18 protein-coding genes and 1 pseudogene are annotated in these 16,211 nt (G+C 37.7%); 15 read left to right on the forward strand and 4 right to left on the reverse strand.

All coding sequences use genetic code 11. The annotated features are described in order from the left end of the window. Nucleotides 1–2 precede the first annotated feature (2 nt). From H1D32_RS03545 to H1D32_RS03590, 10 genes are all read left to right on the forward strand, one after another. The gene (locus tag H1D32_RS03545; RefSeq protein WP_396126131.1) at nucleotides 3–1,274 is read left to right on the forward strand and encodes a cytochrome c3 family protein; all 1,272 of its coding nucleotides are present in this window, start codon (nucleotides 3–5) and stop codon (nucleotides 1,272–1,274) included. Between the two features lie 397 nt (nucleotides 1,275–1,671). After that, nucleotides 1,672–2,214 (forward strand): GNAT family N-acetyltransferase, encoded by a 543-nt coding sequence (locus H1D32_RS03550; protein WP_261176776.1) that lies wholly within the window; start codon nucleotides 1,672–1,674, stop codon nucleotides 2,212–2,214. A gap of 157 nt (nucleotides 2,215–2,371) precedes the next feature. Further along, nucleotides 2,372–2,572: a hypothetical protein gene (locus H1D32_RS03555; protein ID WP_261176777.1), complete on the forward strand. Its 201-nt coding sequence runs from the start codon at nucleotides 2,372–2,374 to the stop codon at nucleotides 2,570–2,572. A gap of 242 nt (nucleotides 2,573–2,814) precedes the next feature. Continuing rightward, nucleotides 2,815–3,297: a GNAT family N-acetyltransferase gene (locus H1D32_RS03560; RefSeq protein WP_261176778.1), complete on the forward strand. Its 483-nt coding sequence runs from the start codon at nucleotides 2,815–2,817 to the stop codon at nucleotides 3,295–3,297. A 166-nt stretch (nucleotides 3,298–3,463) separates the two neighbouring features. Beyond that, nucleotides 3,464–4,915 carry an alanine/glycine:cation symporter family protein gene (locus H1D32_RS03565; protein WP_261176779.1) on the forward strand — a complete coding sequence of 484 codons (1,452 nt, stop codon included), beginning with the start codon at nucleotides 3,464–3,466 and terminating at the stop codon, nucleotides 4,913–4,915. A gap of 219 nt (nucleotides 4,916–5,134) precedes the next feature. After that, nucleotides 5,135–5,497, forward strand: coding sequence for a lmo0954 family membrane protein (locus H1D32_RS03570; protein ID WP_261176780.1), 363 nt, complete (start codon nucleotides 5,135–5,137; stop codon nucleotides 5,495–5,497). Nucleotides 5,498–5,569: 72 nt separating this feature from the next. After that, nucleotides 5,570–6,217 carry a PspA/IM30 family protein gene (locus H1D32_RS03575; protein ID WP_261176781.1) on the forward strand — a complete coding sequence of 216 codons (648 nt, stop codon included), beginning with the start codon at nucleotides 5,570–5,572 and terminating at the stop codon, nucleotides 6,215–6,217. Nucleotides 6,218–6,298: 81 nt separating this feature from the next. Beyond that, nucleotides 6,299–7,027 (forward strand): cell wall-active antibiotics response protein LiaF, encoded by a 729-nt coding sequence (liaF, locus tag H1D32_RS03580; RefSeq protein WP_261176782.1) that lies wholly within the window; start codon nucleotides 6,299–6,301, stop codon nucleotides 7,025–7,027. Beyond that, a complete protein-coding gene (locus H1D32_RS03585; RefSeq protein WP_261176783.1) occupies nucleotides 7,024–8,055 on the forward strand; it encodes a sensor histidine kinase in 1,032 nt (343 codons plus the stop codon). The genes liaF and H1D32_RS03585 overlap by 4 nt, the downstream gene beginning before the upstream one ends. A gap of 3 nt (nucleotides 8,056–8,058) precedes the next feature. Next, nucleotides 8,059–8,691, forward strand: a complete 633-nt coding sequence (locus tag H1D32_RS03590; protein WP_261176784.1) for a response regulator — start codon at nucleotides 8,059–8,061, stop codon at nucleotides 8,689–8,691. 136 nt (nucleotides 8,692–8,827) lie between these two features. Here the strand turns inward: H1D32_RS03590 and H1D32_RS03595 are convergent, their stop codons facing one another. Both H1D32_RS03595 and H1D32_RS03600 read right to left on the reverse strand, forming a co-directional pair. After that, entirely contained in the window at nucleotides 8,828–9,469 is a 642-nt protein-coding gene (locus H1D32_RS03595; RefSeq protein ID WP_261176785.1) for a hypothetical protein, read from the reverse strand. A gap of 1,553 nt (nucleotides 9,470–11,022) precedes the next feature. Then, a complete protein-coding gene (locus H1D32_RS03600) occupies nucleotides 11,023–11,799 on the reverse strand; it encodes a DUF4397 domain-containing protein (protein WP_261176786.1) in 777 nt (258 codons plus the stop codon). A gap of 368 nt (nucleotides 11,800–12,167) precedes the next feature. Here H1D32_RS03600 and H1D32_RS03605 point away from each other — a divergent pair, with 368 nt between their 5' ends. The 5 genes and pseudogenes from H1D32_RS03605 to H1D32_RS03620 all read left to right on the forward strand — a co-directional run bounded on the left by H1D32_RS03605 (nucleotide 12,168) and on the right by H1D32_RS03620 (nucleotide 15,188). Beyond that, nucleotides 12,168–12,299, forward strand: coding sequence for a WG repeat-containing protein (locus H1D32_RS03605; RefSeq protein WP_261176787.1), 132 nt, complete (start codon nucleotides 12,168–12,170; stop codon nucleotides 12,297–12,299). Between the two features lie 32 nt (nucleotides 12,300–12,331). Next, nucleotides 12,332–12,409, forward strand: a pseudogene (locus H1D32_RS25255) (WG repeat-containing protein); the annotation flags it as partial. A 42-nt stretch (nucleotides 12,410–12,451) separates the two neighbouring features. After that, entirely contained in the window at nucleotides 12,452–13,876 is a 1,425-nt protein-coding gene (locus tag H1D32_RS03610; protein ID WP_261176788.1) for a WG repeat-containing protein, read from the forward strand. Between the two features lie 147 nt (nucleotides 13,877–14,023). Then, entirely contained in the window at nucleotides 14,024–14,560 is a 537-nt protein-coding gene (locus H1D32_RS03615; protein WP_261176789.1) for a dihydrofolate reductase family protein, read from the forward strand. A gap of 106 nt (nucleotides 14,561–14,666) precedes the next feature. After that, the gene (locus H1D32_RS03620; RefSeq protein WP_261176790.1) at nucleotides 14,667–15,188 is read left to right on the forward strand and encodes an NADPH-dependent FMN reductase; all 522 of its coding nucleotides are present in this window, start codon (nucleotides 14,667–14,669) and stop codon (nucleotides 15,186–15,188) included. Nucleotides 15,189–15,226: 38 nt separating this feature from the next. Here H1D32_RS03620 and H1D32_RS03625 read toward each other — a convergent pair whose 3' ends face one another. Continuing rightward, nucleotides 15,227–15,376: a hypothetical protein gene (locus tag H1D32_RS03625; protein ID WP_261176791.1), complete on the reverse strand. Its 150-nt coding sequence runs from the start codon at nucleotides 15,374–15,376 to the stop codon at nucleotides 15,227–15,229. Between the two features lie 74 nt (nucleotides 15,377–15,450). Continuing rightward, nucleotides 15,451–16,125, reverse strand: a complete 675-nt coding sequence (locus tag H1D32_RS03630; protein ID WP_261176792.1) for an endonuclease/exonuclease/phosphatase family protein — start codon at nucleotides 16,123–16,125, stop codon at nucleotides 15,451–15,453. Nucleotides 16,126–16,211: the final 86 nt, after the last annotated feature.

Consider the following 16,211-nt stretch of genomic DNA (forward strand, 5'->3'; position numbering starts at 1 on the left):
TTTTGAGTAAGGAAGATGAGTTAAAGGAAGGGGAACAGAAAAAAGCTTCTATTATAAAAAGACTTTGGAGGCGATTTAGAAGTACAGATTGGAAAGATCCTTTGAATCGGTGGAAATTATTACTTTTCTTAATTTTAGCGTTTTTTGGAATTACAGGTGGTGCTTATGGTGTAATTGCAGGAACTTCTACAAATACTTTTTGTGCAAGCTGCCATGAAATGTCAGCGGAAACCGTCACTCATTATGCTACGTCACACAGTCAGATAAATTGCGTAGATTGTCATATTAAACCAGGATTTGATAACAAGCTTTTAGCAAAAATTTCAGCAATGAAAGAACTATATCACCACGTCACAAGGACTGTACCTAACCCAATTCATCCTCTTATGGTTGTCGAAGACGTAAACTGTATTCAATGTCACTCAGAAAATCGTATGGTGACAGCCACAGGAGACCTAATCGTTAATCACGGAGAGCATATTGAAGCTGGTATACCATGTATTACATGTCATGCTGGTGTAGCACATGCAAAAGTGGTTGAAAGAGGACTTAATACACATGATGATTACGATTATTGGACTGACGACGTTGCAGAATTATTAATCTCAACAAGCTACACGAGACCGAACATGGGAACTTGTATTGATTGTCATGACAAAGTAAATCAAGGGAAGAAGCCTTGGGAAGAAAAGGAATATTTGTTATCAACACCACCAACTTCAACTGGAGATGGTCATGAAATTTACGACAAGGTATATACGTCAAATATCATATTAAAAGGTCTCGGTAAGCAACATTCAGAGGATGAGCTTTCTATGGCTTGTGAAACTTGTCACATAGAAGTTGCAACGCCGTCTAATCACCAAAAGGCAACTTGGAACGAAAATCATGGAAGTGCCGCTCTAACAGATTTAGATAGTTGCTTAAACTGTCATGAAGAAGCAAAATGGATTAAACGAGTTGCAGCAACAACAATGGATGAAGCTTTAAATCCAAGCAACAAACCAAATCTAGATTTCTATGTTCCTGATATGAACGTCGTTAAGTCTGAGTCTCGAAACAGTATTTTTTGTTATACTTGTCACACCGAACGCCCACCAGGACACGGAGATAGTGAAGATTGGTTAACAGGACATGCGAATTTCGCTGATTCGAAAGAAGAGAAACGACAATGTTATGTATGTCATGACTATGATAAGGATGAAAGTAAAACTGCACCAACAGAAGTATATTGTACCTTCTGTCATCGTACGGGATTAAAGGATGCAAAATAATAGAATGGTAATTTAAAAGATAAGGTGTTGTTTACAATTATTGGATTATATTGTAAACTCAAGGTTAATAAACAAAGGAGGGGTACAAGTAATGAAGCCAACTAATTGCTAAATATTAATTTTAAAAAATTAATAACGATTTCTTTAGAGTCTGATTTTGACCAAGGTTTATTTGGTGTACTCTTTTAGAGATTAGCAATTCAGAAGGTTCATAACTTATTCCCTAAACTAAATTTATAAGATGGCAAAGCTTTTTGCATTGCACAACTTAAGTATTTAACTGTAGGTCGTAAGAGGAAGCATCCTTTCTTCTTATGGCCTTTTTGTCTATAAAACCTTCTCAATCTAGTTGAGCACATTCAGGCCTTTTACTAATAAAATTTGAGGTGGAAATAATATGAGTCATATACAATATCGAGATTTACGTGTTGAAGAATGTGAACGAGTTTCTGAAATCGATCCAAGTCAGTGGATCGAGAAAGTTTGGCGTAATATAGATGGTGATTATCAACTAATAACTATCAATTATCAAGAAGATGATTGGCCAGACGGGTATGAAAAATATCGAGATGCCCTAATAGACACAATTAATTGTGGAGGTATAGCCATCGGTGCTTTTGCTGAGGATGGTAGGTTAGTAGGCTTTGTAACATTAAATAAAGAATTTTTTGGTGGAACTGCAAACTACCTTTTACTAGATTCAATGTTTGTTTCAAGAGACTATCGTAATTTAGGGATTGGTAAGCAACTTTTCCAACTGTGTGCGGCGAAGGCTCGCGAGTGGGGAGCTGATAAGCTCTATTTATGTGCTGCTTCTTCAGAAGACACAATTGCTTTTTACCGTTCTGTCGGCTGTGTGGCAGCTGCAGAAATTAACCAAGATTTGTTCGATAATGATCACCGTGATATTCAGCTTGAATATGTCTTAAGCGAAGACTAACTTTGTGAACACCCGAAGCTGGAAAAGCATATTCTGTTTAGAATGGACTTTTTCAAAGGCTCTTTTTGTTAGGTAAGAAAGTATAAAAGATCAGCGTAAAAACTGTCTAGCGCAAGCAGCCCAGCCCCTCGAGGTCAAATAACCTTCGAGAATAAAAGTGAAAGAGCACACTTTTTTTCTCGAAGAACATTTGCTTGTCGCTGCTCCTGCGTTTACTCGTCGCAAAAAAACATCTGCTCCTGCGGTTACTCGTCGCAAAGCAGAGAAGTACCCCGAGGAAGTTACTTGGCTAACCAGGGCGCTTGCGCTTTTCTTAAAAGATAAGAAAGCATATGCGTTTTTAGTACTTGGTGTCTAGCTTCAGGCGCCATCGGCTCGAGGTCAAATAACCTGCCAGATATAAAAGTGAAAAGCGCACTTTTAATCTGACAGAACATTTGCTTGTCGCCGATAGGCGGGCGCCTTGCGCTTTTCTTATAAACTTTGTGTCTGCTTTCTTCAAACGTTAGAATGGTAGGTTAGAAATGATGGCCGCCCATTTTGGTGAAAGTAGTCCAGAATACTTGCGAAAACAGCCTATTTAAAAATGAGGGTGGTTGAATGTTATATTTAGAGCTGATTGATGATCCACTAGACGAGGGGAATTTATTAATACAAGAAGAAATCTTAAATTCAGACCCGTACTTTCTGAAGAATGCCGAAGGAAAACAAGCATTAACTAAAGAGGATATTATTGAAGAATTGTTGGAGAATACAGCCTATGAGGCAAGGTTTTATTTTATAAAAAATGACAATGAACATATAGGTTTAATCTATTATATCCCAGATAAACCGCAGCCACATTATGGCTGGCTAAGCTTATTTATTATTCATAAAAACTATCAACAACATGGTTTAGGAAAAAAGAGCTACCAATTATTCGAGGATCTAGTAAAAAAAGAATTATTAGAAGTTATTAGATTATGTGCCCAGGTAGAAAATAAGCGTGGTGGGCTGTTTTGGCGAAGAAATGGTTACCACAAAATAGGAACTACATGGGATAAAAAGCAACATCGTATTAATGTATATGAAAAAGTGTTGTAAGACTAGCGATTCTCGCCCGAGAGATTGCTAGTCTTTTTTCTATATGTCGACTTTTTCTTTGTCGAAAAATTACTTATCATCTTGCTAAATTAAAGTGTTGTAAATATTCAGAACATAAAATATAATTCAGAATATAGCAACTATTTTAAAAATAGGGAGGGATTTTATGAATTTGGTAGTAGATTGGTTGAACAGCATACTGTGGAGCACACCGGTTATTTATTTTATTTTGGCAGTTGGACTATTATTTTCTGTTTTAACACGTTTTCTTCAAGTCAGACATATTAAAGACATGTTCACATTAATGTTTAAAGGAAAAGCGTCAAAGGAAGGAATATCTTCTTTTCAGGCACTAGTAGTCGCCCTTTCAGGTCGTGTTGGTACTGGTAACATTGCAGGAACTGCAACAGCAATCGCAATGGGAGGACCTGGAGCAGTATTTTGGATGTGGACAATTGCCTTTATTGGAGCGGGTAGTGCTTTCGTTGAGTCAACACTTGGTCAGATTTACAAAGTTAAACAAGATGGTCAATATCGCGGGGGTCCTGCTTATTACATTGAAAAAGGTATTGGATGGAAGTGGTTTGCGATTGCCTTTGCCTTTGCAGCAGTACTTTCGTTAAGTTTATTATTACCAGGTATTCAATCAAATTCAATTGCAGCAGGTATGCATAATGCGTTTGGTATTGAAAAATCTTATACTGGTATTTTTCTAATCGTACTTATTGGAATCATTATTTTTGGTGGAGTAAGAAGAATTGCAACAGTAGCACAATATGTAGTACCTTTCATGGCGATTGCATATATGTTCGTGGCTTTTATCATCATCACTATGAATATTGGTCAACTTCCAGGCGTAATTTCATTGATTGTAAAGAGTGCCTTCGCCGTTGATTCAGCATTTGGTGGAATCGTTGGGATGGCAGTTGCTTGGGGAGTAAAACGTGGAGTTTTCTCTAACGAAGCTGGTCAAGGAACAGGCCCTCATGCTGCGGCAGCCGCAGAAGTATCTCACCCTGCAAAACAAGGATTAGTCCAAGCGGCTTCTGTTTATATTGATACATTATTAGTATGTTCTGCAACTGCATTCATGGTATTAATTACTGGTGCCTACAATGTTTATGACAGTGCAGGAGGGTATCTTCGTGAAGGTCTACCTGGTGTTGAAAAAGGTGCAGGTTATACACAGGCGGCAATTGAATCAGTAATGCCAGGTTTTGGAGCATCATTTGTTGCAGTTGCGTTATTCTTCTTTGCCTTTACAACAATTATGGCCTACTATTATATGGCTGAAACGAACGTTGCTTACATGTTCCGTGGTAAAAATAACGTAATTCCAATGAATATTTTAAAAGTTGTCTTATTAGCAGCAACTTTCTATGGCTCAATCAGAGCAACTGGCTTGGCTTGGGATCTAGGGGATGCTGGTTTAGGTTTGATGGTATGGTTAAACTTAGTTGCTATTCTAATGCTTGCAAAACCTGCCTTGGCAGCTTTAAAAGATTACGAAGAACAGAAGAAGCAAGGTCTCGATCCTGTTTTTGATCCAGTAAAACTTGGCATTAAAAATGCTGATTTCTGGGAAAAAGAGTACAAAAAAGAAGACAATGCAAGCTAAAAAAACTTTCAAAAGAGTAGTCACCGATATCTATCGGGGCTACTCTTTTTTGGCGTTAAGGAACTCCCTATACTAGACTTCGAAGCGCAGCATTCAGTTAACAACTCAAAACTACCTAGCCCCTACTAAGCCTCAAGTCTTAGTCAAAATATGTCGGAGGGTCGTTATGAGAAATTTCAAATCTAGATAAGATAGAGTCATAAGAAGGGAGGAGTTAACATGAAAAAATTTGGATTGTTTATTTTAGGTGGTATTGCTGCCATCATCTTAATCGCTAACTTAGGACCGATCGCCCTGTTTGCTCTCAGCATTGCGATCCTATACTACGCATTTAAAGGGTTTATGAAGGCAGACACTTCGTTGAGTAAAGTCGCTTGGGCCATTCTAGGGTTAATCTTATTATCAATCACAGCATCGAATGTTCCTGCACTAGCCGGAATTATGGCGGCTATCGTGCTTTACTTCGTTTATAAAAAATGGAACGAAGAACAGGGTGTCGTTGTTGAAAACAAAGCTACTGAAACCAAAGATCCATTCGTAAATTTTGAAAAAGAATGGGCGGAGTTAAAAAGGAATTTTTAGAAGAGCTTTTGACAGAAACAATTTTAAAAATAAATCATTTAAACCTAAACTAACTAAAAGGAGCGATTGAAAATGAGTAACCTATTTACCCGCATTAAAAATACGATTGCAGCTGATGTACACGAAATGTTAGATGAAAAGGAACAAAAAAATCCGCTTTCAGTCTTAAACCAATATTTACGAGACTGTGAAAAGGAAGTTGAAAAGGTTAGAAAGCTTGTAGAGAGACAATATTTATTGAAGGAAGAATTCACACGTGAGTACAATGAGGCACAGCAACTAACAGACAAACGTAAGTATCAAGTAGATATTGCTGCCAAAGCTGGCGAAACTGAATTAATGAACTTTGCTATTCAAGAACAAACTCATTATGAAGCAAGAGCTAGCCGCTTAAGACTTTCGTTAGAGCAAGCTACTTCCCATTTATATGAGCTTGAGCAAAAATATGAAGAAATGAAACATAAGCTCAAAGATATGCATATTAAGAGAATGGAACTAATGGGGCGGGAAAACATGACTCGTGCCAATCATCGAATGAACCAAATGCTAGACAGTAATAGTTATACTGGTAAAGTCGGAGCAAGGTTTGATGAAATGGACCGTTACCTTGACCGTCTTGAGCACCAAGCAAATTCACAGTACCACAGAAACACGATAGATAGCCGCATTGCACAGCTTGAGAAGGAGCTTGAAAAACAAGAAAGTCATTCTATTTCTTAGCAGAAACGTGATATAGTAAAGGAGAAATACCGGGTTGACAAATTGTGTCAACCCTTAAACATTAATCGAGGAGAGACCCTTATGGATAATCATACGAAAACAGATTATATTAGCTGGACCATTTTAATAGGATTACTTCTTCTCGTTGTGGAAATTACCTTTTTTAATAAGGGGTTAGTTTTCTCAATTATTTTTGCTGGTTTCTTACTTTACTTTGGCGGTAAACGACTTTATAGCTCAATTGGAAAATTGATATTTGGGCTAGGTTGTTTGGTTTTATTTTTTACGGCGACTGACATGATTGTTTTTAAATTTTTCATTTTTGCAGTAATTGCTTATGTACTTATCTATTTTTATAAATCGAAAAATCGTCCGCTATTGATTCAGCCTGTTGTTAAGGAAACAGATGATCGCGGTACAAAGTTAATTAAATCCGAGCAGATGTTTAAAAATGTCTTTTACGGACGTCAAAAAACACCTGAGGAAATCTATGAATGGCATGATGTGAACATCCAAACAGGAATTGGGGATACGAGAATCGATTTAAGTAATACAGTGTTACCTAAGGGTGAAAGTGTTATTTCTATTCGTAACTTTATTGGCAATATTCAAATTCTCGTTCCATATGATATAGAAGTAAGTGTATCGCATTCAGTTTTAACGGGGACAACCGTTATCTTTGACGAGGCAAATGATCGACTGTTTAACCAGTCGTTAGTTTATAGAACTGATCATTATGATTTGGCTATCCGTAAAATAAAAATTATGACTTCAATGGGAATTGGTAGATTAGAGGTGAAAAGAATATGAGGCTCATTCAGAAGCAGATGATCTGGAGTATCTTATTTTCTTTACTTCTATTTACGACGTTTACCATTATCTATATAACCATCTTTCCAGTAGAAAATTGGAGTTTTCTTCTTGAAGCAAAAATCTTTGATTTACCAATTTTCTTTTTCGTACCTGGTGTTGCTATTGCTCTAGGAATTATTTTTGGACTTTCTAGTAGTATGACCTATAAAAAACAGTTGGAAATGGTGGAAGAAGCTCTAGGGCAACTAGACCAAGGACGTTTGTTTGAAGAAGAACAAGCAGTGTATCCAGATGAACTTAAGCCGGTTTTTCAAAAGGTGAAAAGCATTCAAAAGCAAATGGTTGAACAAGTCAAAACAGCACAAAAACTGGCTAGCGAGAAAGCGGTTGATCAAGAAAAGGAAGTGCAGAAAATAGTTTCTCAGGAACGAAACCGTCTCGCTCGTGAACTGCATGATTCTGTAAGCCAGCAACTTTTTGCTGCGTCAATGTTGATGTCTGCGATAACAGAAACGATGCAAGATCAGACGAGTGGAGAAATAAAGCAATTAAAGCTCGTTGAAGAGATGATCCACCAATCACAGCTTGAAATGAGAGCCTTGCTACTTCATTTACGACCAATTCCACTAAAAGGTAAGTCGCTTCAGGAAGGAATGCAGGAACTGTTAAACGAGTTATCACAAAAGGTTCCGATGGACATTTCATGGAAAATCGAAGCGGTGCCATTAGAAAAAGGTGTTGAAGATCATCTTTTTCGAATTCTTCAAGAATCGGTTTCGAATACGTTACGGCACTCAAAAGCCACAAGTCTCGAAGTGCTTTTAATTAACCGTGACGATTTAATTATTTTACGAATTGCTGATGATGGTGTTGGCTTTGATGTAAGTCAAGAAAAAGCTGGATCCTATGGGTTGCAAAACATGCATGAACGCGCGAAAGAAATTGGTGGCGCCCTGAAGGTCGTAAGCCTAAAAAATAAAGGAACTAGGCTAGAAGTAAAAGTTCCATTAATGGTAGGTGACTAGAAGTTGATAAAAGTTGTATTTGTGGATGATCATGAAATGGTTAGGATTGGTGTCACTTCTTACTTATCGGCGCAGCCGGATATCGAGGTTGTTGGTGAAGCGGATAACGGCGCCCGAGGGGTAGAACTTGCATTAGAACTGCGGCCAGACATTATTTTAATGGATTTAGTGATGAAGGAAATGGATGGAATTGAAGCAACTCGGAAAATCATCGAAGCATGGCCAGAAGCAAAGGTTATTATCGTGACGAGCTTCTTAGATGATGAAAAAGTCTATCCTGCTCTCGAAGCAGGAGCAACAAGCTATATGCTTAAAACATCGAAAGCTAGTGAAATTGCCAACGCGGTTCGAGCCACATACCAAGGTCAGACCGTACTCGAACCTGAAGTTACCGGAAAAATGATGACGAAGATGCGTCAAAAGAAAGTAACCTTACCACACGAACAATTAACCGAGCGTGAAATGGAAATTTTATTACTAATCGCTGAAGGGAAAACAAATCAAGAAATAGCTGATGAAGCCTTTATTGCTCTTAAAACGGTAAAAGTTCATGTAAGCAATATTCTAGGTAAGCTTGAAGTTCATGATCGGACTCAAGCGGTCATCTATGCTTTTAAACATGGTCTAGTAAAATAGTCAAAGCACAGAGTCTAGTGACTTTGTGCTTTGTTTTTTTATATCTAAAACTAGGCACACAATCAAGTGAAGCGCAAACGTGTTATACGCTTCATAACTGAAGCAGAACAATACATAATTCATAAAGCGAACTACTTCAATGGCTATGCCCATGTTCGTGACCTTCATATTCTTTTGCATTTTCAACAACCATTACGTCACCAGCTTCGTTTGAAATTTCCATATCAAACTCTTCAGCATGATGTTCAGTAAAAATTCGGTATGTACCAGCTTCAATAACTGTAAAAGTAAAGCTAGTCGCACCTTCTACATTTATGAACAAGTTATATGCAAATTCACTTTCAGCCGAAAATTGCTCACCTTCACTGATTTCATCGAAACCGCTGGCTTCCATAATATGTGCTGCGTGATGTTCTAAATCTTTGATATTACTATCCTCAAGGATAAATGCGACTAAAATACTTTCGTCACCAAATTCATTTTGTTTAAAAACAAGCGAGTAAGTTCCTTCAATTAAGTTGTAGCTCCCAGCCCACTCAAACGGTAAGTCATCATGGTGATGGTCATCTTCATGAGCTGAAACTGTCTGGCTTTCTTCTTCGGCCTCTGCCGGAGTGGTTTCCTCAAGCTCCACTTCATCCTCTTCAACGTCGTCCGTCAAATCCTGCACCTCTACATTCTCATTCTCATCTTGTGTAACATTTTGTTCTTCGGCATCACAAGCTACCAAGCTTCCTACCATTGTTATGGCTAGCAGCAAAGAACCTAATTTTTTCATGAAATTGAATTCCCCCTAGCTAATAGAATTTTCACTACTTTCTACTTGCACGTTCTCGATTGTTTCTTTACAACCACTACAAACTGCTTGATGATCAGGGCAGTTTGCGGCTGTGTCGTGTACCGTGCCACAGATGACACAGGTGGTCGTTTTATAACCTTTCATCAATATCACCTCAATTACTAGTATGAACAATTTTGTGGCTTTATTCGGAGGATTTTGTTTTGGGAGGAAGAGGATAAGTTTGAACTATCTTTTTTAGGTCACTGGTAGCACAACATCCCGATTTCTCAAAAAGGACTAAGTCTCCAACGAAGTAGTTCAGATAACGTGCAGTAACCCCTTACTCGCAGCAAAAACGATAAGTAACAATTAAATCGGCATATAAAAAAGCGCAGATTTTAAGTAAAGGGTTCCGTTTCCTGTCGTAAAACCCGAAAATGTAGGGGCATTTGTATTTTTTTTTGCAAAAGGCTCAGTACACTATTTTGAGCCATTTTTTGAAAGATAAGAATGTATAAAATTTCAACGTAATAACTGTCTAGCTCCAAGACACATCAATGAAGTTACTTCATTGCAGGTTTTGCGACGAGTAAACGTAGTGACGCAGGAGCACCACCCAGCCCCAAAGAAAGTTCACTTTCATCGATAAATAATGTTTATAGGTTGTTTCATTAGATAAATAAAGGAAAGTGAACTTTCAAAGCGAAATCAATTTTAGGGTAGCCCCTCGAGGTCAAATAACCTTCGAGAATAAAAGTGAAAGAGCACACTTTTTTTCTCGAAGAACATTTGCTAGTCGGGGCTTAACAGGGAAAAAGCACTACACTTTTTCCTCGGGCGCTTGCGCTTTTCTTATTGCCTGTTAAACGAACGCCCCTCAATCCTTTGCTTTACCCAACCATAAAAGAGCGGAAACCAGAGGCATGGTTTCATAAATAAGCGGAGAAATTTCCCTTATTTAAAAAATAGCAATAAAAATAGCTTAAATAGACGGAATAATTCCGACTATTTACTCAAAAAACGTAAAAATGGGTGATTTTGCTTTGCTTAACCGGAAAATCTCCGCTTATTTCCCCTGAACCGACTCTATTCTGCAAATTAACCGGAAAATCTACGCTTATTATTAAATTTTTTGTAAGATAAATTGTATATCAACTTGAGGCTAAAATTGTGGGGGTACAACAGCCTGTCCGCTTTGCTTTTATAAAACTACTATTTCCCTTATTCAGCTCGTTCAATAGTCTATATCTTTAATATCATTTTATATTTCCAATGTTTTCTAATCATCATCATTTCAACAAAATTAACAAATGAAATGTGAGCAATATTAACAATCCTAGTATAAGGGTGACAATAACCATTTTCACATGTTTATTTAGCTAACTATTCCAAATGTTATTCAAACTGTTAATTCAACTCAAATGTTGATATATATCAAAAAATATCAGACCAAATTACGATGATATTGGTCTGATATTTTGTATTGCTAAATCTAATGTTTTTCCACGTGAAGAGAACTAATTAGTCTCCAACTTAGTCCTAACATCAATTTAAGGCTGTAAAATAAGTGCTTCTAGGCGAGGCGTTCCGTCGACAAGACCGATTGCTGTAATTGTATAGGCTTCTCCTGCTTTTAGGTTTGTGTCACGAATGGTTAAAACAACATCTTTGGTTCCAGCAAGTCGCACCTCTAAAGTGACTCTTCCTGGTGGTAATTCAAGATACTCTGCATCCTCACCAAACGATACATTACTAAAGAGGACATCTCCGTCTTTAACAGCAATGTCTACTGCAGGTGCGTTTGGTGATAAGTGCCAAAAACGTACCTTAGATTTATTCCTAGGAATTTCAGTTGTGTCGATCACAGGCACCAGTTCTAGGTCGGCTAAATTTCCCGCTGCTGCAATAGTATAATTACGACCGGATTGCACTTCGATTGTTTGAGTTAAAACAGGATTGGTTGTTTGTCCAGCAGGATAGATATCAATCTTGTATGAACCAGCCGGTACATCCAAATAAGGACTAATTTGATAATACGTGATATTTTCTAACGATTTTTCATTATTAACAAAAACATCTACTTTTGGCGCATCAGGTGAAACATGGAGAACACGAACCTTTGCCGGTTCACGCCATGCCGATCGACTTTCATAAGAGTTCCGTACATTGACCTGTTGCATTTGGCAAAGTTGTTGCATGCACATAAAGTGCAACTGATAATAGTACATATGCTTCTGCGGATCTAAATACTTATAGTAGTTAGCGAGTAAATCGTACATTGCCGCATCCTGAGCTACTTTGTTTACAGGTAAATAATGTTGATACATAATTCCCTCTCCCTTCGTTCATACACATACAACCATAATTTATGCTGCAACGTGAGGATTGGGACTTTGTCTAAGTCATTATTTAATTTGAAATAGTTCCTCTAATTCGTCTAAATGTATATTTACTTCACTTGTTTCTTCCTTTGCCTCTTCTAACATTTCATTAATTGCGTTGATATATTCATATAAACTCATGGGTAACAACTCCTAAAATGATCTTTTACTATTATTGTTACCAAAATAGGAGGCTATTAAACTAGTAATATTAGAAATTAATAATTTATTAGGCACCGTCATTATCAAAGCCCCATATACTGAAAAAAGAAGCTTCGAATAGTTGGCTTAAGCTTATTTAAGGAGATTTTGAAATGGTTAATTACTTGTATTCAGCATCTTTAAAGACAAAAGACGGTACAAAATGGGGATATATAAATGAGACAGGCGAATTTGTCATTCAGCCTGACTTTGATTTTGCTCTCGACTTTCAAAGAATGGTTTAGCTACTGTAAAAAAAGGAGAGCGTTTTGGAAGTATTAATTCTCAAGGTGAGTTTGTCATTCCTCCTTTGTTCGATACGGTCATCGATTTTTCCGAAGGGCTAGCCCCCGTCGTTTTTGAGGGCGGTTTTCATGTTATTGATGAGCAGGGGCGAATGTTAACGAAAAAACCGGTCAATTTTATTAGCATGTATCAAGAAGGGCGAGCCATGTTTTCTGATTTAAATCCAGCAGGGGACTTTCGCTATGGATATTTATCGAGTGAAGGAGATGTGGTTATTCCGTTACAATTTGAATCGGCGAGTGATTTTCATTATGGCTTAGCTGTTGTGAAAATTCGTGATAATCAGTTTGCTTTAATTGACCGTCTAGGAAACCCAGTAAGTGTTTTTAATTATTTTTTTGTTGGGAACTTGGGTGAAAATCGTCTATCGTTTCGAATCGGTTTAAATGAGCGATATGGGTATATCGATTTGCAAGGAAACGTTGTGATTCAACCGAGATATAGTATTGCTCTGGCTTTTGAAAGCGGGAGAGCGATTGTGAATGAATTCGATAATTTTCGGAATAGATATGGACTGATCGATCAAGAAGGTAAATATATTATTAAACCGAAGTACAATGATCTCATTAATTTGGGAGAAAATCGGTTTGCGGTCGGGATTGCTATTGACCCTGAAAAACCGTACCTAGGATCTCGCTATGCTATCGCCAATTGGAAAGGTGAGTTCTTAACGGAATTTATTTATGAACACGTCTCTCAGTATGATCAAGGAATTGCTTCAGTTAGTCAATCGCGAAAATCATATTTTATTGACCGCACTGGAAACAGGGCGAGAGGACTCCCGATTGTAGAAGGGGCCGATAGTGTTGCTTTAGTTGGAAAACTTGTCAGAGCGCTAAAAAATACAAGAGTTGCCTACTTTGACAGAAAAGGAAACTTGGTTTGGAAACAAAATACGATCATTCCCCTTACAAATCGCTACCGTGTTCTTGAAAAGAAGTTTGAACCAAATAAAGACTTTGTTGTTTTTTATCCGCAAGTGGATGGCTTGAAAAATGAAAAAGCTCAAGAGAATGTAAACAAGAAGTTAAAGACGCTCTCAAATTTAAAGGATATTGATCTAAACGAGCAGCTTGATTATACTTACAGCGGCGATTTCAATGTCACTTTTTTTAATAATAATTTGCTCGTCTTGGAGTTAGAAGGATACGAATATTACTTCGGCGCTGCTCACGGAATGCCAACAAAAACGTATGTACATCTTAATATGATTAACGGTCGTTTTTATGATTTAGCAGACCTCTTTCAGAAAGATAGTGACTATGAAGCAAGGCTGAATGAAATCATTCAAAATATGATAAAAACAGATAGACAGTATGATTATCTTTTTCCGGGTGCGTTTAAAGGGATTGGAAGTAATCAGCCGTTTTATGTGGATGCGGATCATCTCTACATTTACTTTGCTCCTTATGAAATCGGCCCTTTCGCAGCAGGGTTTCCAACCTTCAAAATTCCGTTTACAGAGATCAGTGATATTATTGATACAAAGAGTGAATTTTGGCTTTCATTTAACTGATAATAGAACGAGGTGGGCTAAAAGTCTGCCTCTTTGTTCTCGGAGGTATCTTTTCTAATATTCGACGGCAGAGTCCATAAAGCACAATGTTTAAGAAAAAAGCCTTTACATACGGTTTAAAATTATAATTTAGATGAGGGGGCTATTATGAATAAGCAGCGTAAATTAGTAGTGTTCATTGCTACGAGCCTTGATGGTTATATTGCCACAAATGAGGAGTCACTAGATTGGTTATTTAATGTAGAAGGCGAAGGTGACAATGGCTATTCAGAGTTTTTTGAGACGGTTGATACAATCATTATGGGGAGAAGAACTTACGATTGGATTATGAGGTATGAAAAGGGAGACTTTCCGTACAGAAATAAAAACTGTTTTGTTTTTTCAAAAGCACCGAAAAGGGAGACTAATCCAGATGTTGAATTTGTGAATGAGGAGGTCGGTCAATTTACGGATAAACTAAAGCGTGCAGTAGGAAAGGATATTTGGATTGTTGGTGGCGGAGAACTAATGCACTCGTTTTTAAAGGAAAAACTTATCGATGAACTGATTATTACGATTGCACCAAGGCTAATTGGGCAGGGGATTCCTTTGTTTAAAGCCGCTGATTATCAGCTCGATCTATCTTTAATTGGGACGAGACGTTTCAATCAATTCGTTGAACTGCATTATAAGGTTCAAAAATAACATACTTCCAAAGCCTAAATTTTAGATTAGAAGGGCTATCCTTTGAATTGGACAGCCTTTAAACGCTAAAATATAAGTATTCAAAAAATAATGAGGTGTTTTAAAAGTGAAAGTTGTTGCCTTAGTAGGAAGTACGAGGAAGAATTCGACGACACGAAAAGCAACAGAAATCGTTGTTAAGGAATTAGAGGAACAAGGGATTACTGTTGAGATCATTCATTTTGCAGAAGTTAAATTACCAATATATGAAGAGGAGTTAGCCAAGATAAATCCTCCTAAAGTTGTTCAAGACTTTATAGAACAGATTGCCAATGCAGATGGGTTTATCCTCGCATCCCCTGAGTATCATGGCAGTGTTTCCGGGGTATTGAAAAATGCGTTAGACTTTATTGGAGCTAGAGAAATGAGTGGGAAAATCGCCGCGGGAAGTAAACTAGGTGCTGCCAATACGGTGAATACACTGCACCAGATTTGTCGCAACCTACATGCCTGGGCATTACCACAAAGTCCAACAATACCAGCAGCTTATGAGGCGTTTCAAAAGGATGGCTCGTTAAAGGACGATAAGTTACAAGAACGACTTGTGACTCTAGGGAAAAAGTTAGCTGAAGAGCTACAGAGGCGTTAAAGACAAGAGGGTGTCCCTTTGGACACCCTCTTAGTTATTTATTGTTTTGAATTTTGGCGACCTGTTGGTGAGATTGCTTTTTCAAGTTCTTCCTTTGCTAAAACATTTTCTGTACCGACTCCCTCATTATGGGTAATGCCTTTTTGACTGCCATTGTTAGTGTTTGCTCGTTTCTTATTGTTCGTCATAATTTGATCGCTCCATTAGATTAAATTTGGTTCAAATATAGGATGGCAGTTATGTATTCTATTTATGCTTCGGGTTAGTGAAAGGTTAAATAGGCAACTATTGGTAAGTGGTCTGAAGCTCTTGTATTGATGATATCTGTTCCAATGATGTTAAAGTGACTCGTCGTAAAAATATAATCGAGTCTTGCTCTTGGTCTATTCGCTGGGAAGGTAGGTAGCGGTTTTTTAGCACAACAGTCAACATACTTCTTGAGCAGACTCCGGTAACCTTTTGAGTGAGGCCTACGATTTAGGTCTCCCATCAAAATACAAGGTTCAGAATTTGTATGCTCCAGACAAAAGCGAACTTGTTTCTGATGTAGAATTGGGTGAATGCTAAAGTGACTAGTAAGTACGGTAACTAGACTATTATCAATTAAGATGTTTGCTTTTACAATTGATCTCGGCTCAGCAAGAAGGGGGCTAAGTTTGAAAAGAAAATTCTCATGTTTTTCGATTGGTAATCGACTTAAAATTGAATTGCCATACTGTCTAGTTTTTATTGATAGGGCAGGACCGAAAACATGGTCCATTTTTAACTCATTGGCAAGCCATTTTGCTTGGTCGACGAAACCACTCCTTCTGGAAAAATTTCGATCGACTTCGTTTAGGGCGATAATATCGATATTGGCCTCCCTAATGATATCGGCTATTCGTTTTAAGTCTACCTTTCCATCAAGGCCCCGCCCATGTCTGATATTATATGTCATAACTCTTAGCTCGAAGGGTAACACCTCTTTTAAGAAAAAGTTTTTATTCCGATTAGTAAAAAGCCTCAGGGACCGTGAAGTAAAGT

Origin of the sequence: Anaerobacillus sp. CMMVII (assembly GCF_025377685.1) — a bacterium.
Lineage (GTDB): Bacteria > Bacillota > Bacilli > Bacillales > Anaerobacillaceae > Anaerobacillus.